A 22793-nucleotide genomic window follows, 5' to 3' on the forward strand; every position below is an offset into this window, starting at 1 on the left:
GCTTTACAAGCACCCTGTTGAGTTCTCAAAGAACAACCACACACCAACCAGAAGCCCCACACCGTGGAACCCCGACCGGGGTATTTCGTTCGTTCACCCGCCGCTCTCGCGCCGGGCACTTCTACTACGTTACCCGGTGGTTTCTGCGGCGTCAAATCGGTGTCCACCGGTTTTTCGCGCATCACCCTTTTACCGGGCACCCCGATTCAACCGGCTTCCGCCGGTCGTTCCGAGGAATTCGGTAGGCCGACCGCCCGCGGTTTCCCGCTGGCTCGTCCGTTTCCCTACCGGCCGACAACCTTACCCGGTCGGTTCCGCCTCGCCAAATCCGCCTCCCGGCGAATCCGGGGCACCACCCGGTTCTCAGGTCCTGCGCTCCGGCCTTCCAGGTCTTTCGCCCTGTTTCGTCCGTTCCGCGCTGGCAGAGAGAAAGTTACGCGCCCAGCCGAGCGATCGTCAAATCCGCTGGGCGCGTCCCGCGTCACACAGTCGACAGGCAGCTATCCGCGCAGCTCGACGCCCGCGAACGAGCGCTTGCCCCGGCGCAGTACGAGGTAGCGGCCGTGCAGCAGGTCGTCCGCCGACACGGTGGCGTCCACCTCGGAGATGCGCGTGTTGTTGACGTACGCGCCGCCTTCGGCGATGACCCGCCGTGCCTCCTTCATGCTCGGCACCAGGCCCGACTCCTTGAGTAGGCCGGCCACGTCCGGCAGCTCGTCGAGGTGCACCAGGCCGGCCTCGGTCAGCGCGGCGCGCAGCGTCTCCGGGGCCAGCTCGTCGAGCGAGCCGCGCCCGAACAGCGCCTGGCTCGCGGCCACCGCCTGGGCCATCTCCCGCTCACCGTGCACCAGCGTGGTGAGCTCCTCGGCGAGCGCCCGCTGGGCCAGGCGCGCCTGCGGGCGTTCCGCTGTCGCCTTCTCCAGCTCCTCCAGCTCCTCACGGGAGCGGAAGCTGAAGTACCGCAGGTAGCGGCTGACGTCGCGGTCGTCGGCGTTGACCCAGAACTGGTAGAACGCGTACGGGCTGGTCATCTGCGGGTCGAGCCAGACCGTGCCGGTCTCGCTCTTGCCGAACTTGGTGCCGTCGGCCTTGGTCACCAGCGGCGTGGTGAACGCCTCCACCGGCCCGGCGCCGCGCCGCCGGATGTAGTCCACCCCGGCGGTGATGTTGCCCCACTGGTCGGAGCCGCCGTACTGGAGCCGGCAGCCGTGCCGGCGGTGAAGCTCGAAGTAGTCGTTCGCCTGGAGGAGCTGGTAGCTGAACTCGGTGTAGCTGATGCCCGTCTCCAGCCGCGCCTTGACCACCTCGCGGGCGAGCATCTTGTTCACCGGGAAGTGCTTGCCGACGTCCCGGAGGAACTCGACCACCGACATCTCGCCGGTCCAGTCCAGGTTGTTGACGAGTTGCGCCGCGTTCTCCCCGGTGTACGTGACGAACGGCGAGAGCTGCTCGCGGATGCGCTCGACCCAGCCGGCGATCACCTCGGGCGGGTTCAGCGTCCGCTCCGCGCTCTCCTTCGGGTCGCCGATCTGCCCGGTGGCGCCACCGACGAGCAGCAGCGGACGGTGCCCGGCCTGCTGGAGCCGGCGGGCCATCACGACCTGCATCAGGTTGCCGATGTGCAGGCTCGGCGCGGTGGGGTCGAAGCCCACGTAGAAGGTGGTGCTCCCGCCGTCGAGCAGCTCGCGCAGTTCGTCGAGGCCGGTCGAGTCCTGGATCAGGCCCCGCCACAGCAGGTCGTCGGTCAGGGAGTCCCGCCCCTGCGGGAGGTTGCTGTCGGTCACGGTCACCGATTCTCCCCCATCACCGGGCCCGGCCCGTACCGGGTTTGCCGAGGTACGGCCGACTAGGCTGGCGGCGCCGTCGAACGCGAGGAGGAACCGCGGTGGACATGCCGAACCTGACCGGTGGCTTCGTGGCCCTGCTGGGCCTGACGTTCGACGAGGTCAGCGGGGACCGGGTGGTGATCCGTTGGAAGGTGCGCCCGGAGCTGCACCAGCCGTACGGGATCCAGCACGGCGGCGTCTACTGCTCGGTGGTGGAGACGGCGGCGAGCATCGGCGGCGCGCTCTGGCTGGGCGACAAGGGCAACGTCGTCGGGGTGTCGAACCAGACCGACTTCCTGCGCGCGGTGCGCGACGGCGAGCTGACCGCTGTCGGCACGCCGGTGCACCGGGGCCGCAGCCAGCAGCTCTGGCTCGTGGAGATCACCGACGCCGACAGCCGGCTGGTGGCGCGCGGTCAGGTACGGCTACAGAACCTGACCGCCTCCTGACGCATTCGCCCAAAACCGGGCACTGACGCCGATATCGTCGCCTCGGTGAGATCGTCCGCTCCCGACCCGACGTGAGGAAGCTGTTCGCCGCCACGCTCGGCGTGCTGTCGGCCGTCGGCGGCTTCGTCGACATCGGTGACCTGGTGGCGGCCAGTCAGGCCGGCGCGCTGTTCGGTATGGCCCACACCTGGGTGCTGCTGGTCGGCGTGGTCGGCATCTGCGCGTACGCGGAAATGGCCGGCCGGATCGCGGCGGTGAGCGGACGGGCGGTTTTCGACCTGGTCCGGGAGCGGCTCGGGCCGCGCGTGGCGCTGCTGAACCTGGTCGCGTCGTGGCTGGTCACTGTGGTCACGCTCGCCGCGGAGCTGGGCGGGGTGGCGCTGGCGCTGCAACTGGCGACCAGGCTGAGTCACCTGTTCTGGGTGCCGCTGGCCGCGCTGGCGGTCTGGCTGGTGCTGTGGCGGTTGCGGTTCGAGCTGATGGAACGGATCTTCGGCCTGGCCGGGCTGGCGCTGCTGGTGTTCGCGGTCGCGCTGGTGGCGCTGCCGACCGACTGGCCGCAACTCGGGCAGGGCGTGTGGCAGGTCAGCGCGTCCGGGCACGGCTGGCCGCTGTACTGGTTCGTGGCGGTGGCGTTGTTCGCCTCGACGGTGAGCCCGTACGAGGTGTTCTTCTTCTCCTCCGGCGGCGTCGAGGAGCGGTGGGGCGCGGCGGACCTGGCGCGGGCCCGCTCGAACGTGCTGATCGGTTTCCCGGTGGGTGGGTTCCTGGCGTTGTCGCTGGTCGCCGTGGCGACGGTGGCCTACCACCCGTCGGAGGCGTCGTTGAGCACGCTCGACGAGGTGGCGCGGCCGGTGGCGACGGCGCTCGGCGGCGCCGGCCTGGCCGCCGCGGTGCTGGCGTTCTTCGCGGTGACGTTCGGGGCGGCGCTGGAGACGGGACTGTCGGCGGCGTACGCGGCGGCGCAGTACTTCGGGTGGCAGTGGGGCAAACGGGTCCGCCCGCGGGAGGCGGCCCGGTTCCACAGCGTGCTGCTCGTCGGTCTGCTGCTCGGTGTGGTGATGCTGATGACGACGGTGGACCCGGTGCGGCTGACCGAGTACATGCTGGTGCTGAGCGCTGTGGTGCTGCCGCTGACGTACCTGCCGATCCTGGTGGTCGCCAACGACCGCGGGTACCTCGGCGACCGGGTCAACGGGCGGTGGATGAACCTGCTCGGCGCGGTGTTCCTGCTGCTCATCGTCGCGGCGTCGGTGGCGGCGATCCCACTGGCGATCATGACGGGGATGGGGCGATGAGGGTTCAGCTCGCCAAGCGGCTGCTCGACCGGCAGATCGTCGACGTGGACGGGCGGCTGGTCGGGCGGGTCGACGACATCGCGTTCGCCGTGGACGACGCGGGCTATCCGTACGTGGACTGCCTGCTCACCGGGCAGGGCGCGCTCGGGCAGCGGATCGGCGGGCGGGTCGGGCGGCTGCTGGTGGCGGTGGCGGACCGGTTCACCGACGACCCGCCGGTGCCGCCGTTGCGCGTACCGCTGTCGCAGGTCGCCCGGGTGGACAGCGCGGTGCGGTTGCGCTGCCCGGCGGCGGACCTGCCGCCGTCACCGGTGGAGGCGTGGCTGCGCCGGCACCTGATCGAGCGCATCCCGGGGTCCGGCCGTGCGAGCGGGTGAGCTGCTCGGCCGCACCGCGTACGACCTGCACGGACGGCGGCTGGGCCGGGTGGTGGACGTGGTGGTGCGCGGCGGGTGGCCGCCGGACCGGCTGCGGATCACCGACGTGATCGTCGCCGGGCACTGGTGGACCCGGGTGATCAGCCGGCTGATCGGCCCGGAGCTGCACCCGTCGGGGCCGTGGCTGCTGCGGGTGGTGGCCCGGCTGGTCGGGCGGAGCACCCGTCAGCTGCCCGCCGACGCGGTGCAGCTGCTTCCGCCGGTGCCGGGTTTCCCGTTCGGCCCGCCCGCCGGGCACCGCTGAGCCGGGCACCGGGAGACCCGGCGCCGGTCAGCGGCGGGCGTCGTCGAGTTCGGGGGCGTCGGCCGGGTCGGCCGCGTCGTCGTCCGGGCTGCCGGTCGCCGCGTCGTCGTCCGCCGAGTGCTCGCCGCGGCGGTGGCGGCGCACGTGCACCTCGGTGATGGCCCGCTGGTCGACGCCGGCCACGGACAGCTCCCAGCCGTCCACGGTGACCTGCTCCCCCGCCACCGTCGGGATGTGCCCGAGGCAGATCAGCACCAGCCCGGCGACGGTGGTGTAGTCGCCGGCCGGCCGGTTCGGCAGCTCCACGCCGAGGTCGGTCAGGTCGTGCACCGGGAACGTGCCGGGCAGCACCAGCGTGCCGTCGGCCTCGGTGCGCACGGCGCGCAGGTCCCGGTCGGTCTCGTCGTAGATCTCGCCGACGATCTCCTCCAGGATGTCCTCCAGCGTCACGATCCCGTCGACCGCGCCGCGCTCGTCGACAACGAGCGCGATGTGCTGGCGCTCGGCCTTGAACTGGCGCAGCGCGTCGACCACGGGCAGCGAGTCGGGCAGCAGCATCGGCGGGCGGGCGATCTCGTCGACCGGCCGGTCGTCGGAGACGCCGACCAGGTCCCGCAGGTGGATCACGCCCACCGCCTCGTCCAGGCCGCCGTGGCGGACCACCGGCGCCCGGGAGTGGCCGGTCGCCGCCAGGACGAGCCGCGCGGCCTCCGCGGTGGTGCCGCTGTCGAGCGTGAAGACCTGCAACCGGGGTACGAGCACCGCCCGCAACTGCCGGTCGGCGATCTCCACCGCGCCGGCGATGATCGTGCGCTGTTCCTTGGTGAAGCCGTGGTTGCCGGCCACGATGTCGCGCAGTTCGTCCGGGCCGATCTCGTCCGGCTCGGCCTTCGGGTCCAGACCGAACAGGCGTACCACCAGGTCGGTGGTGGCGCCCAGCAGCCAGACGGCGGGCCGGGTGATGCTGGACAGCACGTCCAGCGGGCGGGCCACCAGCAGCGCCCACCGCTCGGCCGACTGCATGGCGATCCGCTTCGGGGCCAGCTCACCGAAGACGAGCGTGACGAATGTGAGCACCAGCGTGACAGCGACGATGGCGACGGTCTCGGCGGCGTTGCCGAAGACGCCCAGCAGCGGGACGAGCGGCCGGGCCAGGGACACCGCGGCGGCGGCGGAGGCCAGGAACCCGGCGAGCGTGATGCCGATCTGGATCGTGGCCAGGAACCGGTTCGGGTCCTTCGCGAGACGGGCGAGGGTCCGTCCGCCGCGGCTGCTGCGCTCCAGCCGCTGCACCTGGCTGTCGCGCAGGGACACCAATGCCATCTCGCTGCCGGCGAACACCGCGTTGAGGATCACCAGCACACCGACCAGGGCAAGCTGGCTCCAGTAGCTCTGCACGACCGGTTATCTCCCTCGGCCCGATCCGGGTCGGCCGATGGCCGACTCGCCGGCCGGTAGATCCGGTCGGCGTGGCCCTCTGTTGCCCCGCGGGCCCGCGCCTGAATCCTGTGCGATCACTGAGCGTCGGGCGGCGGGTGCCCGCTTTCACCCGTGCGTGGCGGGGACCGGCAGGTCGAGCACGTACGCGCCGCCCTCGGGGCGGAACCCGAGCCGGTGGTAGTAGGGGGCGATCATGCCGGGCGGGCTGACCACCCGGCGGAAACCCCGGTCGGTGAACAGCCGGCTGCGCCGGTAGACGAACTCCCCCGGGGTGAAGTCGCGGAACGGCGGGGTCACGTAGTCCAGGTCGACCTGGGCCACGCCGCCCGGTTCGGCGTGCGAGAGCATCACGCCGACCACCTCGTCGGCGCGTACCACCAGGAACGCCGAGCGGTCGGCGGCGGCCGGGTCCCAGTGGAAGCCGGGGTTGAACCGGGCGATGTCGGCGGCGTGCACCCGCAGCGTGTGCGCCAGGAAGGCGTCGCCGGTGCCCACCTCGACCACCTGGTAGGTCTGCTCGTCGTGCCGGGTGGCCAGCAGTTTGCGCAGGTACCACACGTTGATCACGGCGAGCACCACGTTCAGCCCGACCATCGGCCAGACCTGCACCGCGGTGTTGTAGCCGATCAGGATGAGGCAGCCGACCAGGTTGAGCGCGCGCAGCCGCAGGATCCGGGTCTGCAGCAGGGACCAGACCAGCAGCGCGGAGCCGGCCCAGCCGACGAGTTCCAGCCAGTTCACCCGGGGAGACTAGCGGTCTGCCTGGTCAGGCCCCTCGGCGGGCAGCTCCAGCACGTACTCCTCGACCTCGGTGCCGCGCGACGGGGCGTACCCGGAGTCCTCGCCGACCACGACGAACCCGCACTTGCGCAGCACCGCGAGCGAGGCGGCGTTGTCCTTCGCGGCGCGGGCGTGCAGCGGCCGGTGCGGCACCTCGCGCAGCAGCGCGCGCAGCGCGGCGGTGGCGTGGCCGCGCCCCCAGTGCGCCGCGTCGATCCAGTAGCTGACCTCGGTCTGCTCGCCGACCGGGAACGCGGCGACCCGCCCGACCAGCCGGCCGTCGACGGTGACGGCGCGGTTGACGATCCGCTCGTCGGCGCGGATGCGCGCCCAGTGCGCGTCGAACGCGGCCCGGTCGGACGGGTCCTTCGGGCCGAACGCGGCCATCCAGTTCGCCTGCGGGTCCTGCTCGTGGGCGAAGAAGGCGGGCAGGTCGTCGTCGCGCACCGGGCGGAGCAGCACCTCGTTCGTCACGGCCGGAACGATACGGGCACCCACCGACACTCTCGGGACCTCCGGCCCGGTGTGTGTCCCGTCCGGCCCTGCCGCGCCGCCGTCCGTCCCGGTTACCAAGGAGGTGGAACGACGCAGTCGAGGAGGCCGGACCATGTCGAAGTACGTCTACGACTTCATCGAGGGTGACCGCAGCCGGGCCGACCTGCTCGGCGGCAAGGGCGCGAACCTCGCCGAGATGACCCGGCTCGGGTTGCCGGTGCCGCCCGGGTTCACCGTGACCACCGACGCGTGCCGGGCGTACCTGGCCACCGGCGCGCCGCCGGACGGCCTGTACGAGGAGATCAACGCGCATCTGCGGGAGGTGGAGGCGCGGCTGGACCGGTGGCTGGGCGACCCGAGTGACCCGCTGCTGCTGGCGGTCCGCTCCGGCGGGCGGTACTCGATGCCGGGGATGATGGAGACGATCCTCGACATCGGGCTCAACGACACCACGGTGGCCGGGCTGGCCGCCCGCACCGGTGACGAGCGGTTCGCCTGGGACTCGTACCGGCGGCTGATCCAGATGTTCGGCCGGACCGTGCACGGCATCCCGGCCGACGAGTTCGAGCACGAGCTGGCCGCGCTGCGCGCCACCGCCGGGCCGGACGGGCCGGGCGCCGGGCAGTTGCGCGACCTGGTCGAGACGTACAAGAAGATCTTCGTCCGGCACGTCGGGCACGACTTCCCGCAGGCCCCGCACGAGCAGCTGTTCCTGGCCGTACGCGCGGTGTTCGAGTCCTGGCACTCGGAGCGGGCCCGGATCTACCGGCGGCAGGAGCGCATCCCGGACGACCTGGGCACCGCCGTCAACGTGATGGCGATGGTGTTCGGCAACCTCGGCCCGGACTCCGGCACCGGTGTGGCGTTCACCCGCGACCCGGCCACCGGCGCCCCCGGCGTGTACGGCGACTACCTGACCGACGCGCAGGGTGAGGACGTGGTGGCGGGCATCCGCAACACGGTGCCGCTGACCGAGCTGGAGCGGCTGGACCCGGCGAGCTTCCACCGGCTGCGGGAGATCATGGCGACGCTGGAGCGGCACTACCGCGACCTGTGCGACGTCGAGTTCACCATCGAGCGCGGCCGGCTGTGGATGCTCCAGACCCGGGTCGGCAAGCGCACCGCGGCGGCGGCGTTCGTGATCGCCGCGCAGCTGGCCGAGGAGGGCCTGATCACCGCGGACGAGGCGCTCACCCGGGTCAGCGGGGCGCAGCTCGCCCAGCTGATGTTCCCGGCCTTCGACACCGTCGGCGCGCCCGAGCCGCTCGCGGTCGGCGTCGGCGCGTCGCCCGGCGCCGCGGTCGGGCGGGTGGTGTTCGACTCGGCCGCCGCGGCGGCGGCCGACGGACCGGTGATCCTGGTCCGCCCGGAGACCAACCCGGACGACCTGCCCGGCATGATCGCCGCGACCGGGGTGCTCACCTCGCGCGGCGGGAAGACCTCGCACGCGGCGGTGGTGGCCCGGGGCATGGGCCGGACCTGCGTGTGCGGGGCCGAGGCGCTGGGCATCGACGTCGAGCGCGGCGAGTTCACCGTCGGCGAGCAGGTGGTGCGCGCCGGCGACGTGATCTCGATCGACGGCACCAGCGGGCGGATCTGGCTCGGCGAGGTGCCGGTGCAGCCGTCGCCGGTGGCCCGCTACCTGACCGGTGAGCTGCGGCCGGAGGCGGACCCGCTGGTCGCCGCCGTGCACCGGCTGCTCGGGCACGCCGACGCGGTGCGCACGCTCGGCGTCCGCGCCAACGCGGACACGCCCGACGACGCCCGCCGGGCCCGTGAACTCGGCGCCGCCGGGATCGGGCTGTGCCGCACCGAGCACATGTTCCTCGGCGAGCGCCGGGAACTGGTCGAGCGGCTGATCCTGGCCGAGGGCCCGGCCGAGGTCGGCGCGGCGCTGGACGAGCTGCTGCCGTTGCAGCGGGCCGACTTCCTCGGGCTGCTCACCGCGATGGACGGGCTGCCGGTCACCGTCCGGCTCCTCGACCCGCCGCTGCACGAGTTCCTGCCTCCGCTCGCCGAGCTGACCGCCCGGGTGGCGGGCGCGCAGGCACGCGGCGAGGAACCGGGCCACGACGGCGTGCTGCTGGCGGCGGTGCGCCGGATGCACGAGACGAACCCGATGCTGGGGCTGCGCGGCGTACGGCTCGGACTGGTGGTGCCGGGCCTGTTCGCGATGCAGGTGCGGGCGCTGGCCGAGGCGGCCGCGCAGCGGGTCCGGGCCGGCGGTGACCCACGCCCGGAGATCATGGTGCCGCTTGTCGGTGACGTGCGGGAACTCGTCGCGGTGGCGGACGAGGCTCGGCGGGTGCTGGCCGAGGTGCCTGATGCACCGGCCATCCCGGTCGGCACCATGATCGAGACGCCCCGGGCGGCGCTGACCGCCGGGGACATCGCCGCCGAGGCGCACTTCTTCTCCTTCGGCACCAACGACCTGACGCAGATGACCTGGGCGTTCTCCCGGGACGACGTGGAGGGGGCGTTCTTCTCCACGTACCTGGAGCGGGGGATCTTCCCGGTGTCGCCGTTCGAGAGCATCGACGCCACCGGCGTGGGCCGGCTGGTCCGCCTCGCCGTCGCCGAGGGGCGGGCGGCCCGGCCGGACCTGACCGTCGGCGTCTGCGGTGAGCACGGTGGCGACCCGGAGTCGATCGGGTTCTTCGCCGACGCCGGGCTCGACTACGTCTCCTGCTCGCCGTACCGGGTGCCGGTGGCGCGGCTGGCCGCCGGCCGGGCCGCTGTCGAGGCCCGCACCGAGAAGTCCGACTCCCGCTAGGAGGGCAGCACCATGACCGCCATCTTCAACCCGACCGGACCGGCTGTCACGCCGCTCCCCCGGCCCGCGCCGCCACCGGCCGCGACGCCGGTCCCCACCCCGGCCGCGACGCCGACTGGGCCGGTCGGCCCGGTGCTGGAACTGCCCGGGGACGCCGCGCTGGTGCCGGTGAACCGCGACGGCCGCCCGGTCGGCGTGTTCGTCGCGGCCGGCGGCCGGGTCCGCTACCGGCGTGTGGTCGAACCCGACCAGTTGGTCGCCGCCGCCACCGGCGCGTTCGCGGTCGCCGCGCTCACCGCCGCCGTGGCGGTCTGGTCGCGGCGCCGCCCGCCGTCGGTCGGCGCCGTCACCATGGGGCCGGGCGGATGGGTCAGCCTGCGCGGCGTGCCGGCGCCGCGGCTGCGCCCGGACCACAGGCCCTGGTGGGCGCGCCTGCTGCGGGCCCGCCGCCTGGTCGTCGACCGCTGAGCACCCCAGGGGTACGGCCGCCGGTACGTCACCGGCGGCCGTACCGCCGTTCCCCGGGCCGCACGGGAGGGGCCGTTGGTCCCGGGTCACCGCGGTCCTGCGCCCCTGCCGGGACGCTCCCGGACGGACGACGCTGAGGGGGAGAACGAGAGAAGGAGGCCCCCGATGCGCGCCAGTGTCGTCACCGCGTTCGACCGTCCGATGGAGATCACCGAGCGTCCCGTGCCGGAGGTCGGCCCGGGCGAGATCCTGGTCCGCATCGAAGCCAGCGGACTCTGCCACACCGACATCCACGCCGCCCGCGGCGAGTGGCCGGTGAAGCCCACCCCGCCGTTCGTCCCCGGACACGAGGGCGTCGGCCTGGTCGAGCGGGTCGGCCCCGGCGTCACCGAGCACGCCGTCGGCGACCGCGTCGCGCTGCCCTGGCTCGGCTGGGCCTGCGGCACCTGCGCGTACTGCGTGACCGGCTGGGAGACGCTGTGCGAGTCGCAGCGCAACACCGGCTACAGCATCGACGGCGCGCACGCCGAGTACGCGGTGGCCTCGGCCCGCTACGCGGTACGCGTGCCCGACGCCGTGGACCCGTTCGAGGCCGCGCCGCTGACCTGCGCGGGCGTCACCACGTACAAGGCCGTCAAGGTCGCCGGGGTGCGGCCGGGCGAGCGGGTCGCGATCTTCGGCATCGGCGGCCTGGGTCACCTCGCCCAGCAGTACGCGCAGATCTTCGGCGCCGAGACGGTGGCGGTGGACGTGACCGCCGAGAAGCTGGAACTGGCCACCTCGCTGGGGGCCGCGCACACCGTCGACGCCGCCACCACCGACCCGGTCGAGCGGATCACCGCGCTGGGCGGCGTGGACGTGGCGATCGTGCTCGCGGCCAGCCCTCGGGTGATCGAGCAGGCCCACCGCTCGCTGCGGCGCGGCGGCCGGCTGGTGCTGGTGTCCCTGCCCGCCGACAACGCGATCACCCTGCCCGTCTTCGAGACGGTGCTCAAGGGCATCACGGTGCTCGGCTCGATCGTCGGCACCCGCGCCGACCTGGCCGAGGTCTTCGCGCTGCACGCCGCCGGCCGTACCCGGGTCGTCTACGAGACCCGCAAGCTGGACGACATCAACGACGCGGTGGACGACGTCCTCGCCGGCCGGGTCGCCGCCCGGCTCGTGCTCCAGCCCTGACCCCCGCCCCGGTCCCCGCACCCCGCGGGGACCGGGCCACCCCCGACGCCCGGAGAGGGACCGACATGACCGCCACCGAACCCCTGGCCCCCTGGCGCGGATTCCACGCCGGAGCGTGGCAGGAGACGATCGACGTGGCCGACTTCGTCCGCCACAACCACGAGCCGTACACCGGGGACGCGTCGTTCCTCGCCGGGCCGACGCCGCGCACGCTCGCCGTGTGGGACCGGCTGCGGGAGATGTTCCCGGAGGAGCGGCGGCGCGGCGTGTACGACGTCGACGCGGCCACCCCGTCGACGATCACCTCGCACGCACCCGGGTACATCGACCGGGAGCGGGAGCTGATCGTCGGGTTGCAGACCGACGCGCCGCTGCGGCGGGCGATCATGCCGGCCGGCGGGCTGCGGATGGTGGAGACGGCGCTGCGGGCGTACGGGCGCGAACCGGACCCGCGCGTGCACGAGATCTTCACCCGGTACCGCCGCACCCACAACGACGCGGTCTTCGACGCGTACCCGGAGAGTGTGCTGGCGGCGCGGCGCTCGCACGTCATCACCGGACTTCCCGACGCGTACGGGCGCGGGCGGATCATCGGCGACTACCGCCGGGTGGCGCTGTACGGCGTGGACCGGCTGGTCGAGGAGCGCCGCGCGCTCAAGGCGGCGCTGGACGAGCGGCGCAGCACCGACGACGTGATCCGCGACCGGGAGGAACTGGCCGAGCAGATCCGCGCGCTCGGTGAGCTGCGGGAGATGGCCGCCTCGTACGGCTTCGACATCTCCCGCCCGGCCGCCACAGGCGCGCAGGCGATCCAGTGGCTCTACTTCGCCTACCTGGCGGCCACGAAGGAGCAGAACGGCGCCGCGATGTCGCTCGGGCGCACCGCCGGGTTCGTCGACGCGTACCTGCGGCGGGACATCGCCGAGGGGCGGCTGGACGAGAGCGGCGCGCAGGAGCTGATCGACGATTTCGTGATCAAGCTGCGGATCATCCGCTTCCTGCGCACCCCCGAGTACGACCAGCTGTTCTCCGGCGACCCGACCTGGGTCACCGAGTCGCTCGGCGGGATGGGGGCGGACGGACGGCCGCTGGTCACCCGCACCGCGTTCCGCTACCTCCAGACGCTCTACAACCTCGGCCCGGCGCCGGAGCCGAACCTGACGGTGCTCTGGTCGCCGCGGCTGCCCGAGGGGTTCAAGCGGTTCTGCGCCCAGGTGTCGCTGGACACCAGCGCCATCCAGTACGAGAACGACGAGCTGATCCGCCCGGCGTTCGACGACGACACCGCTATCGCCTGCTGCGTGTCGGCCATGCGGGTCGGCCGGGACATGCAGTTCTTCGGCGCCCGGGCGAACCTGGCGAAGGCGCTGCTGTACGCGATCAACGGCGGCCGGGACGAGCTGACCGGCACGCAGGTGGCCCCGCCGGCCGCGCCGGTGGGCGGCGAGACGCTCGACTACGACGAGGTGCTGGCCGCGTACGACCGGACGCTGGACTGGCTCGCCGAGACGTACGTGGACGCGCTGAACGTGATCCACCACCAGCACGACAGGTACGCGTACGAGCGGCTGGAGATGGCGCTGCACGACCACCCGGTGCGCCGGTTCATGGCCACCGGCATCGCCGGCCTGTCGGTCGCCGTGGACAGCCTGGCGGCCATCCGGTACGGCCGGGTGAAGGTGCTGCGCGACGCCACCGGTCTGGCCGTCGACTTCGCCGTCGAGGGCGAGTTCCCGACCTACGGCAACGACGACGACCGGGCCGACGAGATCGCGGTGTGGCTGGTCGAGACGTTCGCGGAGAAGCTGCGCCGGCAGCGCACGTACCGCGACGCGGAGCTGACCATGTCGGTGCTCACCATCACCTCGAACGTGGTGTACGGCAAGCACACCGGCAACACGCCGGACGGCCGGCGCGCCGGTGAGCCGTTCGCGCCGGGGGCGAACCCGATGAACGGGCGCGACACGCACGGCCTGGTCGCGTCGGCGCTGTCGGTGGCGAAGCTGCCGTACGACGCGGCCCGCGACGGTATCTCGCTGACCGGCACCGTGACGCCGGACGGCCTGGGCCACACCCGCGACGAGCGGATCACGAACCTGGCCGGGGTGCTCGACGGCTACGCCGACGCCGGCGGGTTCCACCTCAACGTCAACGTGCTGGACCGGGCCACGCTGCTGGACGCGATGGCGCACCCGGAGCGGTACCCGCAGCTCACCGTCCGGGTCTCCGGGTACGCGGTGAACTTCGTCCGGCTCACGCCGGAACAGCAGCGCGACGTGGTGTCGCGGACCTTCCACGGGTCGCTGTGACCGGCCGCCCGCCCGCGCCGCCGGAGGTGACTCCGGCGGCGCCGGGTGCCGTCACGGGCGCGGTGCACTCGTGGGACACCTCGGTCGGGGTGGACGGGCCGGGCACCCGGTTCGTCGTGTTCCTGGCCGGCTGCCCGCTGCGCTGCCGCTACTGCCACAGCCCGGACACCTGGTACGGCCGCAGCGGCCGCCGCCGCACGGTGGACGAGATGGTCACACTCGCCACCCGCTACCGCCGGTTCATCCAGGTGGCGGGCGGCGGCGTCACTGTGAGCGGCGGGGAGCCGCTGCTGCAACCGGCGTTCACTCGGGAACTGCTGCGCCGCTGCCACGACGACCTCGGCCTGCACACCGCGCTGGACACGTCCGGCTTCCTCGGCGTCCGCGCCGACGACGCGCTGCTGGACGCCACCGACCTGGTGCTGCTCGACGTCAAGGCGGGCAACCCGCAGACGTACCGCCGGGTCACCGGCACCGGCCGGCTCGCGCCGACGCTGCGGTTCGCGCAACGGCTGGCCGACCGGGGTACGCCGATCTGGATCCGGTACGTGCTGGTGCCCGGCCTGACCGACGCGGTCGACGAGGTGGAGCGGGTGGCCGACGTGGCCGCCGGGCTGGCCACCGTGCAGCGCGTCGAGGTGCTGCCGTTCCACCGGCTCGGCGCCCACAAGTACGCCGAGCTGGGCCTGACGTTCCCGCTGGCGGACACCGAGCCGCCGGATGCCGACCTGCTGACCCGGGTACGCGGCCAGTTCGCCGCCCGCGGTCTCACCGTCACCTGACCGGCCCGCCGTCACGCCACTAGGATCGGGGCATGTCTCGTCTGCGTCCGATCGTCCGTGTCCGCCCGGTGGCCGCGACCGGGGCGCAGGCCACCGGTGCCGGTGCGACGGGCGCGCGGGCGCTGGGCGCGACCGCGATCGGCGCGCTGGCCTTCGGCGCGATCGCGCTCGGCGCCGTGGCGGTGGGCTCACTCGTGGTCGGCCGGCTGGCAGTGCGCCGCGCGGTGATCCGCGAGCTGCGCATCGGCCGGCTCGAGGTGGACGAGCTGGTCGTCCGCGACCGCTGAGCCCTAGCTGGCCGCTGCCGTCGGGTAGCCGTACAGGTCGAGCAGCCGGACCCGGGACGCCTGGAGCCGGTCCACCACCACGCTCATGAACCGGGTGGTGAGCTGACGGCCGAGCGTGTCGTCGGACTCCATCAGCCGGCGTACCCCGTCGGCGTCGAGTTCCACGGCGGTGCTGCGCTGGGTGGCGACCGCGCCGAACTGCCAGCGGTACGGCGGGAACAGCCAGGACCAGCCGAGCACCCCGCCCGGCCCGATCGTCTCGATGCCCACGTCACCTCGGCCCGGCACCGGGAAGTCCAGCGCCACCTGGCCGCCGCGGACCAGCCAGAACCGGTCGGCCGGCTGGCCGGCGCGGAACAGCCGGTGCCCGGGATGCCAGACCACCGGACGGGCGTAACCGGTGAGCCGGGGCAGCCACTCGTCGGGCAGCCCGGCCAGGAAAGGGTGGACGCGGAGCATCTCCAGCGGGGTCATCGCGCCTCCAGGGTCGACAGGAGGGGAGCACTGGCTTCCATTCCACCCCGCCACCGCCCCGGCCGGTAGGGGCCGATGGTCCCGGCCGTGCCGGGCGGATCGACTCTGCCCAGGTGGGAGCTGTCGGCGCAGGCTGAGGGGGAACCGAAGGAGGACGTGATGACCGACAGAACCGGTGCCCCCGTCGTGGTGGGCGTGGACGGCTCCCCGTCCGCGCTGGACGCGGTACGGCTGGCCGCACGCGAGGCGGTGCTGCGGCACCGGCCGCTGCGGGTGGTGAACGCCTTCCTGTGGCCGCTGGTCGGCACGCCGCTGGGCATGGTCGCCCCGGTGCTGCCCGACATCGAGCTGCGCCAGGAGGCCGAGAAGCTGGTCGAGGAGGCGGTGGACGAGGCCCGCAAGGTCGACGCGGAGCTGGCGGTGACCGGTGCGGTCGTCGACGGCGGGCCGGTGGCGGTGCTGCTGCGGGAGAGCCGCGACGCCGCTTTGCTCGTGCTGGGTCACCGGGGACTGGGCGGCTTCGCCGAGCTGCTCGTCGGCTCCGCCGCGGTGCAGCTCTCCGCCCGCGCCGACTGCCCGGTGCTCGTGGCCCGGGGTGAGGCCCGCGCCGACGGCCCGGTGGTGGTCGGCGTGGACGGCTCCGCGCTGTCGGACGAGGCGGTCGGGTTCGCGTTCGCCGAGGCCGCGGCGCGCGGCGCCGAACTGGTCGTGGTGCACACCTGGCTGTACCCGCAGCCGGTGACCTACCGGGAGGCGTTCGGCGACGTCGTACCACTGGCGTACGACCCGCAGGAGCTGCGCGCCGACGAGCAGCGGGTGCTGGCCGAGGCGATCGCCGGCTGGTCCGAGCGCTACCCGGAGGTCACGGTACGGCCGAAGCTGGTCGCCGCCGCCACCCCGTCCCGGGTGCTCGTCGAGGAGTCCGTCGGCGCGCAGCTGACGGTGGTCGGCGCGCACGGGCGCGGTAGCCTCGGTGCGCTGCTGCTCGGCTCGGTCAGCCACGCCGTGCTGCACCACTGCCACAGCCCGCTCGCCGTCGTCCGGCACCGGGGCGACCGGACCCACTGAGCCGGTTCCCCGGTCCGGGCGGGGCCGGTACCGCCACAATGGCCTGAGCCGACCGGAGGGAAAGCACCAGATGAACCGACCCGTCGTGGCGGGAGTGGACGGATCGCCGTCCAGCCTGGCCGCCGCCGACCTGGCCGCCGCGACCGCCGTCGCCCGTTCCCGGCCGCTGCTGCTCGTGCACGGCTACCTGCACCCGATGGGCTACGGCGTGCCGCTCAACCCGTACGACCTGGGGGTGCCGGCGCCCACCGCGGAGTCGGAGAAGATGCTGGAGTCGGTCGCCGCCGACCTGGCCGAGCGGCACCCGGGCCTGCGGGTGCAGGTGCGCCAGGTCGCCGGCGGCCCCGGCGCGACGATGGTCGAGGAGTCCCGCCGCGCCGAGCTGGTCGTGGTGGGCAGCCGGGGCGTGGGCGGCTTCGCCGGCCTGCTGCTCGGCTCGGTCAGCGGGCAGCTCGCTCAGCACGGGCACTGCCCGGTGCTCATCGTCCGCCCGGAGGAGCAGCCGATCCCGGTGGACGGTCCGGTGCTGGTCGGCGTGGACGGTTCCGACTCGGCCGCGTACGCGATCGAGCTGGCCGCGGACGAGGCCGCCCGGCGCGACGCGGAGCTGGTGCTGATGCACGTGCGGTCGCCGGAACGGGGCGCGGTGGCGCCGGAGGTCGCGGCGGAGGCGTCCACCGCCGAGCGGGCCGAGGCGGCGGGGCTGCTGGTGGAGGCCGCGGACCGGGTCCGGGCCGCGCACCCGGGCCTGCGTGTGACGGAGCGGGCTGTGACCGCCGCCTCGCCGGAGACCGCGCTCGTGGAGGCCAGCGGCGAGGCGTCGCTCGTGGTGGTCGGTTCCCGGGGCCGGGGCGGCTTCGCCGGGCTGCTGCTCGGCTCGGTCAGCCAGGCGCTGGTCCAGCACTCCCACTGCCCGGTGCTCGTCGCTCACCGGCCCGAGCCGGCCGACGACTGACGCGCCGCGGGGCTAGCCGGTCCGCTCAGGTCCGGTGAGCCGCTCGGTCAGAGGGATGTCCTGCAAGCGTTATGACTGAGAGGCATGAACATGCCTCTCAGCCATAACGAGTTCTCCGGCGTGGTTCGCGGGCGACGGCCACGCCCGGCGGCGGTCGTCTCCGCGCCGAACCTCCCCGGCATCAGGACGGGTCGCGGCCGGCGAGCAGGTCGGCGAAGTCGGTGGTGAGCGCGAACGGGTCGGCCGGGCCGGTCGCGGGCGGGCGTCGGTCCACCTGCTCGGCCAGCTCGGCTCCGGCCCGGCGGATCCGGGACCGCAGCGCGCTGTCGCCGTCGTCGCCGGCCCAGTCCTCCGGCGCGGCGAACACCGCCGTGGGCAGTGTCGCCGCCCGCAGGTACGTGAACATCGGCCGGACGGCGTGCTCCAACGCCAGCGAGTGCCGGGCGGTGCCGCCGGTCGCCCCGAGCAGCACCGGCTTGCCGGCCAGCGCGTCGCGGTCGACCACGTCGAAGAACGACTTGAACAGCCCGTTGTAGGACGCGTTGAAGATCGGCGTCACCGCGATCAGCCCGTCGGCGGCAGCCACCTCGTCGAGCGTCCGCCGCAGCGCGGCCGGCGCGAAGCCGGTGAGCAGGTGGTTCACCACGTCGTGGGCGTGCTCGCGCAGCTCGACCACGCGCAGTTCCACAGTGGCGCCGCGGCCGGCCAGCTCGTCGCGGGCGGCCGCGGCGAGCTGGTCGGCGAGCAGGCGGGTCGACGACGGCTGGCCGAGACCGGCCGAGACGACAGCGAGGGTACGGCTGGTCATCGCTGCTCCCCGGCCGGGGCGGCGTCGCGGGCGGCGAGCAGGCTGGCGTGGGTGGGCGCCTCGGGCACGTGTGCGGGCCGCAGCGAGTCGAACTCCTTGCGCAGCACCGGTACCACCTCCTCGCCCAGCAGGTCGAGCTGCTCCAGCACCGTCTTCAGCGGCAGTCCGGCGTGGTCGATCAGGAACAGCTGCCGCTGGTAGTCGCCGACGTACTCGCGGAAGCCCAGCGTGCGGTCGATGACCTGCTGCGGGCTGCCGACGGTCAGCGGCGTCTCCCGGGTGAACTCCTCCAGCGACGGGCCGTGCCCGTAGACCGGGGCGTTGTCGAAGTAGGGGCGGAACTCGCGTACCGCGTCCTGGGAGTTGCGGCGCATGAAGACCTGCCCGCCGAGGCCGACGATGGCCTGATCCGGCGAGCCGTGGCCGTAGTGCGCGAACCGTTCCCGGTAGAGGCCGACCATCCGCTGGGTGTGCTCCTTGGGCCAGAAGATGTGGTTGGCGAAGAAGCCGTCGCCGTAGTACGCGGCCTGCTCGGCGATCTCCGGGCTGCGGATCGAGCCGTGCCAGACGAACGGCGGTACGCCGTCGAGCGGGCGCGGGGTCGAGGTGAACGACTGCAGCGGCGTCCGGAATCGGCCCTTCCAGTCGACCACGTCCTCGCGCCACAGCCGGTGCAGCAGGTCGTAGTTCTCGATGGCCAGCGGGATGCCGTTGCGGATGTCCTGCCCGAACCACGGGTAGACCGGACCGGTGTTGCCGCGGCCCATCATCAGGTCCACCCGGCCGTCGGCCAGGTGCTGGAGCATCGCGTAGTCCTCGGCGATCTTCACCGGGTCGTTCGTGGTGATCAGCGTGGTCGATGTCGACAGCAGCAGCCGTTCGGTACGCGCGGCGATCCAGCCGAGCATGGTGGTCGGCGACGACGGCACGAAGGGCGGGTTGTGGTGCTCGCCGGTGGCGAAGACGTCGAGGCCGACCTCCTCGGCCTTGAGCGCGATGGCGGTCATGGCCTTGATCCGCTCACGCTCGGACGGCAGCCGCCCGTTCGTGGGGTCGACGGTGACGTCACCGACGGTGAAGACTCCGAACTGCATGACCAGCTCCTCGCGTGGGGTCCGGACCGGTCGGCCCGGGATCGCTCCTCACAACATATTTGACGAGTCAACTATTCCGGTGGCCGCCCGCCCCGGCGTGGCCCGGATCACGCGCCGCCCGCCGACTACCCTTGCCGCGATGACGTACCCCTGGCTCTCCGCGCCCGCCGCGCAGGTCGCGCAGACCGCGCGGACGCTGCTCGGCTGGACCGTGTCGGCCGGCGGCGTCACCGTCCGGCTCACCGAGGTCGAGGCGTACGCGGGCACCGGCGAGGACCCGGCGTCGCACGCCCACCGCGGGCCGACGCCGCGCAACAGAGTCATGTTCGGGCCCGCCGGGCACGTCTACGTGTACTTCGTGTTCGGCATGCACTGGTGCGCGAACATCGTCTGCGGTCACGACGGCGAGGCGGCGGCGGTGCTGCTGCGCGCGGGCGAGGTGGTAGACGGCGTCGAGATCGCCCGCGAGCGCCGGCCGCGCGCCGCCGACCGGGAGCTGGCCCGCGGGCCAGCCCGGCTGGTCACCACGCTCGGGCTCGGGCGGGACGCGAACGGCACCTCGGCGATCGACGGCAGCGGCCCGCTGCTGCTGACGCCACCGGCGAGCCCGGTCGACCCGGCGCGGATCGTCGCCGGGCCGCGCGTCGGGGTCGCCGCCGCGCACGACCTGCCGTGGCGGTTCTGGCTGGCGGACGAGCCGAGCGTGAGCGTCTACCGGCGGCACACCCCGCGGCGTCGGCCCGCTCCGGCCGCCTCGGTGCGGAACTCACCGGCCTGAATCGGCCGTCCCGGGCAACCCGGGACACCTCGCGGCGCGTCTGTGGTGGCATGACGCGCCGACTCTTCACCACGTGTTGAGGTCACGGTGTTTTACACGAAGGGCTTTCAACGGGGTGTTGACAACGGGCCATTCTTGGGTGTGGGATGGACGACATGGTCACCGTGGACAACGACCCGTTCACCGCTCCGGATGCTGCCCAGGCCCGGGCGCACCGCAACTACGCGGCGCTGCTGCGGATCGCCGAGCGGCACGCCGGCACCAACTCGCGCCGCCGGCGCTACGCCCACCCCGACGTGCCCGACGCCTACGAGGCGGCCACGCTGGTGATGGCGCTCGCCGGTGGCGCCGAGCTGGACGAGGGTGAGGAGCCCGTCGACCAGGCCGACCTGATGGCCGCGCTGACGCTGATCCCGCACGTACGGGCCGAGGTGGACGCACTGGAGGCCGGCCTGCTGCAGGTGGCCCGCGGCCGGGGCATGACCTGGCAGGCGATCGCCTTCGGGCTGGGGCTGGGCAGCGCCCAGGCGGCCCGGCAGCGCTACGAGCGGCTCACCGTCCGCACCGGCACCGGCGACTGACCGGCGGCCCGGCGACGCGGGCTGTCACAGCGGCGGGCGAGACTGCGCCGGACGACGGCACGGGAGGACGCGATGACGCGCGAGGAGATGCTGGCCTACTGCCTGGCCAAGCCGGGAGCCTGGCTCGACCGGCCGTGGGAGGGCGACGAGGTGGTGAAGGTGGGCAGCCGGATCTTCGCGTTCCTCGGCTCCCCCGACGGCGAGGCCCGGCTCGGGGTGAAGTGCGGGGCGTCCCGGGAGGTGGCCGATGAGTGGCTGCACCGGTTCCCGGCCGACGCGCGCCCCTCCCCCTACATCGGCCGGTCGGGCTGGAACACGCTGCGGCTCTCCGGCGGCATCCCGGACGACGAGCTGATCGAGGCGGTCGACGGGTCGTACGACGCGGTCGTGGCGAAGCTGCCGAAACGCGAGCGCCCCACCGGCTGACCGGAAACGCGGACGGAGCACCGACCGCCCGGCTCGCCGAACGACCCTGCGCAAACGGACCAGCGCCGCTGATGGTGCGGCAGATCAGGGCAACAGCGGAAGCCGCTCCGTGCGGCTGAGCCCGAAGTCCGAGGCCGCAGCGCGAGGTCCCGCAATCCGGGATCCGCGTTCCACAAAGCAGGACCCCTTGTAGATCTTGGAAGCTAAGCGCCCCTATGGGGGCCATTTCGTACCAAGATCTCGCGCGGGACGCGGGACGCGGGACGCGGGACGCGGGACGCGGGACGCGGGACGCGGGACGCGGGACGCGGGACGCGGGGCGCGAGGGCTGGTCCGGGGCGGGCGCCTGGCCCGGACCAGCCGCGCAGGTCAGCGGGGGACGACCCGCTCGGCGGCCCACTCGCGCCAGCCGGTCAGCTTGTCCGCCGCGGCAGCGAGCTGGTCGGCGACCGGGCCGGGGCCGGTGGAGCCGGGCGTGATGCGGGCGGCCAGCGCCGAGCGCACCGACAGCACGTCGCGCACCGACGGGTCCAGGTGCTCGCTCACCGCGGCCAGGTCGGCGTCGGACACCTCGTCCAGCGCGCAGTCGCGGGCCGCGCAGAGCGCCACCAGCTTGCCGGTGATCTCGTGCGCGTCGCGGAACGGCACGTTGCGCCGGACCAGCCAGTCGGCGACCTCGGTGGCCAGCGAGAAGCCCGACGGCGCGCTGGCCACCAGACGGTCCACCCGGACCGTCATCGTGGAGATCATCCCGGCCAGCGCAGGCAGCAGCAGCTCCAGCGTGTCGACCGCGTCGAACGCCGGCTCCTTGTCCTCCTGCATGTCCCGGTCGTACGTCATGGGCAGGCCCTTGAGCATGGTGAGCACGCTCATCAGGCCGCCGACCAGGCGGCCGGACTTGCCCCGGGCCAGCTCGGCGATGTCCGCGTTCTTCTTCTGCGGCATGATCGACGAGCCGGTGGCGAAGGCGTCGTCCAGCTCGACCCAGCCGAACTCCTGCGACGTCCAGAGCACCACCTCCTCGCCGAGGCGGGACAGGTGCACGCCGATCATGGCGGTGACGAACAGGAACTCGGCCACGAAGTCGCGGTCCGCGACCGCGTCCATCGAGTTGGCGAACGAGGTGCGGAAACCCAGCTCCTTGGCGACCGCCACCGGGTCCAGCGGCAGCCCCGAGCCGGCCAGCGCGCCCGCGCCGAGCGGGCTGATCGCGGTCCGCTCGTCCCAGTCGCGCATCCGCTCCAGGTCGCGCAGCAGCGGCTGCACGTGGGCCAGCAGCCAGTGCCCGAACGTCACCGGCTGGGCGTGCTGCAGGTGCGTCATGCCCGGCGCGGCGGTGTCCACGTGCCGCTCCGCCTGCTCGACGAGGGCCTCGGCCAGCTCGACCATCCGGGCCGCCACGCCGCGGGCATGGTCGCGCAGGTAGAGCCGCAGGTCGGTGGCGACCTGGTCGTTGCGGGACCGGCCGGCGCGCAGCTTGCCGCCGAGGCTGCCGAGCCGCTCCAGCAGGCCGCGTTCCAGCGCGGTGTGCACGTCCTCGTCGTCAACGGTCGGGCGGAACGCGCCGGAGGCGCAGGCCGCCTCCAGGTCGTCCAGCGCGGCCAGCATCCGGCCCAGTTCGTCCGGGTCGAGCAGGCCGGCGCCGGCGAGGACCCGGGCGTGCGCGCGGGAACCGGCGATGTCGTACGGGGCGAGGCGCCAGTCGAACTGGACGCTCACCGACAGCCGCGCGAGCGCCTCGGCGGGACCGCCGGCGAACCGGCCGCCCCAGAGGCTCGTCCGGTTGGCGGGGGCGCTGTTCTCGGTCAGGCTCTTGTCGTCCACCCCACCCATTGTGGTGCCCCC

At 73.5% G+C, this 22793-nt stretch carries 23 protein-coding genes; 15 read left to right on the forward strand and 8 right to left on the reverse strand.

The window, feature by feature from the left end:
• Window positions 1-500 precede the first annotated feature (500 nt).
• On the reverse strand, window positions 501-1784 hold the full coding sequence (gene tyrS / locus OC439_RS25650) for a tyrosine--tRNA ligase (RefSeq protein WP_262015738.1): 1284 nt from the start codon (window positions 1782-1784) through the stop codon (window positions 501-503).
• A gap of 107 nt (window positions 1785-1891) precedes the next feature.
• Here tyrS and OC439_RS25655 point away from each other — a divergent pair, with 107 nt between their 5' ends.
• The 4 genes from OC439_RS25655 to OC439_RS25670 all read left to right on the forward strand — a co-directional run bounded on the left by OC439_RS25655 (window position 1892) and on the right by OC439_RS25670 (window position 4254).
• A complete protein-coding gene (locus OC439_RS25655; protein WP_262015739.1) occupies window positions 1892-2275 on the forward strand; it encodes a PaaI family thioesterase in 384 nt (127 codons plus the stop codon).
• Between the two features lie 71 nt (window positions 2276-2346).
• Window positions 2347-3573, forward strand: coding sequence for an NRAMP family divalent metal transporter (locus OC439_RS25660; RefSeq protein ID WP_262015682.1), 1227 nt, complete (start codon window positions 2347-2349; stop codon window positions 3571-3573).
• Window positions 3570-3950, forward strand: a complete 381-nt coding sequence (locus OC439_RS25665) for a hypothetical protein (RefSeq protein ID WP_262015683.1) — start codon at window positions 3570-3572, stop codon at window positions 3948-3950. The genes OC439_RS25660 and OC439_RS25665 overlap by 4 nt, the downstream gene beginning before the upstream one ends.
• On the forward strand, window positions 3937-4254 hold the full coding sequence (locus OC439_RS25670) for a PRC-barrel domain containing protein (protein WP_262015684.1): 318 nt from the start codon (window positions 3937-3939) through the stop codon (window positions 4252-4254). Before OC439_RS25665 ends, OC439_RS25670 begins: the two co-directional genes overlap by 14 nt.
• 27 nt (window positions 4255-4281) lie before the next feature.
• On the opposite strand, the gene OC439_RS25675 is transcribed toward OC439_RS25670, so the two are convergent.
• From OC439_RS25675 to OC439_RS25685, 3 genes are all read right to left on the reverse strand, one after another.
• On the reverse strand, window positions 4282-5652 hold the full coding sequence (locus OC439_RS25675; protein ID WP_262015685.1) for a hemolysin family protein: 1371 nt from the start codon (window positions 5650-5652) through the stop codon (window positions 4282-4284).
• Between the two features lie 147 nt (window positions 5653-5799).
• Window positions 5800-6435: a hypothetical protein gene (locus OC439_RS25680; protein WP_194802827.1), complete on the reverse strand. Its 636-nt coding sequence runs from the start codon at window positions 6433-6435 to the stop codon at window positions 5800-5802.
• A 9-nt stretch (window positions 6436-6444) separates the two neighbouring features.
• Window positions 6445-6948, reverse strand: coding sequence for a GNAT family N-acetyltransferase (locus tag OC439_RS25685; protein WP_194802828.1), 504 nt, complete (start codon window positions 6946-6948; stop codon window positions 6445-6447).
• 133 nt (window positions 6949-7081) lie between these two features.
• On the opposite strand from OC439_RS25685, the gene ppdK reads away from it, so the two are divergent.
• The 6 genes from ppdK to OC439_RS25715 all read left to right on the forward strand — a co-directional run bounded on the left by ppdK (window position 7082) and on the right by OC439_RS25715 (window position 14764).
• Entirely contained in the window at window positions 7082-9742 is a 2661-nt protein-coding gene (ppdK, locus tag OC439_RS25690; RefSeq protein WP_262015686.1) for a pyruvate, phosphate dikinase, read from the forward strand.
• Between the two features lie 12 nt (window positions 9743-9754).
• Window positions 9755-10210: a hypothetical protein gene (locus OC439_RS25695; protein WP_262015687.1), complete on the forward strand. Its 456-nt coding sequence runs from the start codon at window positions 9755-9757 to the stop codon at window positions 10208-10210.
• Between the two features lie 165 nt (window positions 10211-10375).
• Window positions 10376-11386 carry an alcohol dehydrogenase AdhP gene (adhP, locus tag OC439_RS25700; protein WP_262015688.1) on the forward strand — a complete coding sequence of 337 codons (1011 nt, stop codon included), beginning with the start codon at window positions 10376-10378 and terminating at the stop codon, window positions 11384-11386.
• A 65-nt stretch (window positions 11387-11451) separates the two neighbouring features.
• Window positions 11452-13695 (forward strand): formate C-acetyltransferase, encoded by a 2244-nt coding sequence (pflB, locus tag OC439_RS25705; RefSeq protein WP_262015689.1) that lies wholly within the window; start codon window positions 11452-11454, stop codon window positions 13693-13695.
• On the forward strand, window positions 13692-14477 hold the full coding sequence (pflA, locus tag OC439_RS25710; RefSeq protein ID WP_262015690.1) for a pyruvate formate-lyase-activating protein: 786 nt from the start codon (window positions 13692-13694) through the stop codon (window positions 14475-14477). The genes pflB and pflA overlap by 4 nt, the downstream gene beginning before the upstream one ends.
• Window positions 14478-14509: 32 nt before the next feature.
• Window positions 14510-14764, forward strand: a complete 255-nt coding sequence (locus tag OC439_RS25715; protein ID WP_262015691.1) for a hypothetical protein — start codon at window positions 14510-14512, stop codon at window positions 14762-14764.
• 3 nt (window positions 14765-14767) lie between these two features.
• On the opposite strand, the gene OC439_RS25720 is transcribed toward OC439_RS25715, so the two are convergent.
• Window positions 14768-15238, reverse strand: coding sequence for a cyclic nucleotide-binding domain-containing protein (locus OC439_RS25720; protein WP_013285560.1), 471 nt, complete (start codon window positions 15236-15238; stop codon window positions 14768-14770).
• A 159-nt stretch (window positions 15239-15397) separates the two neighbouring features.
• On the opposite strand from OC439_RS25720, the gene OC439_RS25725 reads away from it, so the two are divergent.
• Entirely contained in the window at window positions 15398-16306 is a 909-nt protein-coding gene (locus OC439_RS25725; RefSeq protein ID WP_262015692.1) for a universal stress protein, read from the forward strand.
• 70 nt (window positions 16307-16376) lie between these two features.
• Window positions 16377-17261, forward strand: a complete 885-nt coding sequence (locus tag OC439_RS25730; protein ID WP_262015693.1) for a universal stress protein — start codon at window positions 16377-16379, stop codon at window positions 17259-17261.
• 181 nt (window positions 17262-17442) lie between these two features.
• Here OC439_RS25730 and OC439_RS25735 read toward each other — a convergent pair whose 3' ends face one another.
• Window positions 17443-18069: a CE1759 family FMN reductase gene (locus tag OC439_RS25735; RefSeq protein WP_013285557.1), complete on the reverse strand. Its 627-nt coding sequence runs from the start codon at window positions 18067-18069 to the stop codon at window positions 17443-17445.
• Window positions 18066-19163, reverse strand: a complete 1098-nt coding sequence (locus OC439_RS25740; protein WP_194802838.1) for an LLM class flavin-dependent oxidoreductase — start codon at window positions 19161-19163, stop codon at window positions 18066-18068. Before OC439_RS25740 ends, OC439_RS25735 begins: the two co-directional genes overlap by 4 nt.
• Window positions 19164-19302: 139 nt before the next feature.
• Here OC439_RS25740 and OC439_RS25745 point away from each other — a divergent pair, with 139 nt between their 5' ends.
• The 3 genes from OC439_RS25745 (at window position 19303) to OC439_RS25755 (ending at window position 20948) form a co-directional block, all read left to right on the forward strand.
• On the forward strand, window positions 19303-19941 hold the full coding sequence (locus OC439_RS25745; RefSeq protein WP_262015694.1) for a DNA-3-methyladenine glycosylase: 639 nt from the start codon (window positions 19303-19305) through the stop codon (window positions 19939-19941).
• A 146-nt stretch (window positions 19942-20087) separates the two neighbouring features.
• The gene (locus OC439_RS25750; RefSeq protein ID WP_225853232.1) at window positions 20088-20522 is read left to right on the forward strand and encodes a DNA-binding protein; all 435 of its coding nucleotides are present in this window, start codon (window positions 20088-20090) and stop codon (window positions 20520-20522) included.
• Between the two features lie 72 nt (window positions 20523-20594).
• A complete protein-coding gene (locus OC439_RS25755; protein ID WP_145822649.1) occupies window positions 20595-20948 on the forward strand; it encodes an MmcQ/YjbR family DNA-binding protein in 354 nt (117 codons plus the stop codon).
• A 369-nt stretch (window positions 20949-21317) separates the two neighbouring features.
• Here the strand turns inward: OC439_RS25755 and argH are convergent, their stop codons facing one another.
• Window positions 21318-22781 (reverse strand): argininosuccinate lyase, encoded by a 1464-nt coding sequence (argH, locus tag OC439_RS25760; RefSeq protein WP_262015740.1) that lies wholly within the window; start codon window positions 22779-22781, stop codon window positions 21318-21320.
• Window positions 22782-22793 lie beyond the last annotated feature (12 nt).

Origin of the sequence: Micromonospora sp. Mcm103 (genome assembly GCF_024519755.1) — a bacterium.
Classification (GTDB): Bacteria; Actinomycetota; Actinomycetes; order Mycobacteriales; family Micromonosporaceae; genus Micromonospora; species Micromonospora aurantiaca.

Bases quoted from the DNA above. Each gene is read 5' to 3' on its own strand.
- OC439_RS25655 (WP_262015739.1), top strand. From the start codon at position 1,892: ATGCCGAACCTGACCGGTGGCTTCGTGGCCCTGCTGGGCCTGACGTTC.
- OC439_RS25665 (WP_262015683.1), top strand. From the start codon at position 3,570: ATGAGGGTTCAGCTCGCCAAGCGGCTGCTCGACCGGCAGATCGTCGAC.
- ppdK (WP_262015686.1), top strand. From the start codon at position 7,082: ATGTCGAAGTACGTCTACGACTTCATCGAGGGTGACCGCAGCCGGGCC.
- OC439_RS25695 (WP_262015687.1), top strand. From the start codon at position 9,755: ATGACCGCCATCTTCAACCCGACCGGACCGGCTGTCACGCCGCTCCCC.
- adhP (WP_262015688.1), top strand. From the start codon at position 10,376: ATGCGCGCCAGTGTCGTCACCGCGTTCGACCGTCCGATGGAGATCACC.
- pflB (WP_262015689.1), top strand. From the start codon at position 11,452: ATGACCGCCACCGAACCCCTGGCCCCCTGGCGCGGATTCCACGCCGGA.
- OC439_RS25715 (WP_262015691.1), top strand. From the start codon at position 14,510: ATGTCTCGTCTGCGTCCGATCGTCCGTGTCCGCCCGGTGGCCGCGACC.
- OC439_RS25720 (WP_013285560.1), bottom strand. From the start codon at position 15,238: ATGACCCCGCTGGAGATGCTCCGCGTCCACCCTTTCCTGGCCGGGCTG.
- OC439_RS25725 (WP_262015692.1), top strand. From the start codon at position 15,398: ATGACCGACAGAACCGGTGCCCCCGTCGTGGTGGGCGTGGACGGCTCC.
- OC439_RS25730 (WP_262015693.1), top strand. From the start codon at position 16,377: ATGAACCGACCCGTCGTGGCGGGAGTGGACGGATCGCCGTCCAGCCTG.
- OC439_RS25735 (WP_013285557.1), bottom strand. From the start codon at position 18,069: ATGACCAGCCGTACCCTCGCTGTCGTCTCGGCCGGTCTCGGCCAGCCG.
- OC439_RS25740 (WP_194802838.1), bottom strand. From the start codon at position 19,163: ATGCAGTTCGGAGTCTTCACCGTCGGTGACGTCACCGTCGACCCCACG.
- OC439_RS25745 (WP_262015694.1), top strand. From the start codon at position 19,303: ATGACGTACCCCTGGCTCTCCGCGCCCGCCGCGCAGGTCGCGCAGACC.
- OC439_RS25750 (WP_225853232.1), top strand. From the start codon at position 20,088: ATGGACGACATGGTCACCGTGGACAACGACCCGTTCACCGCTCCGGAT.
- OC439_RS25755 (WP_145822649.1), top strand. From the start codon at position 20,595: ATGACGCGCGAGGAGATGCTGGCCTACTGCCTGGCCAAGCCGGGAGCC.
- argH (WP_262015740.1), bottom strand. From the start codon at position 22,781: ATGGGTGGGGTGGACGACAAGAGCCTGACCGAGAACAGCGCCCCCGCC.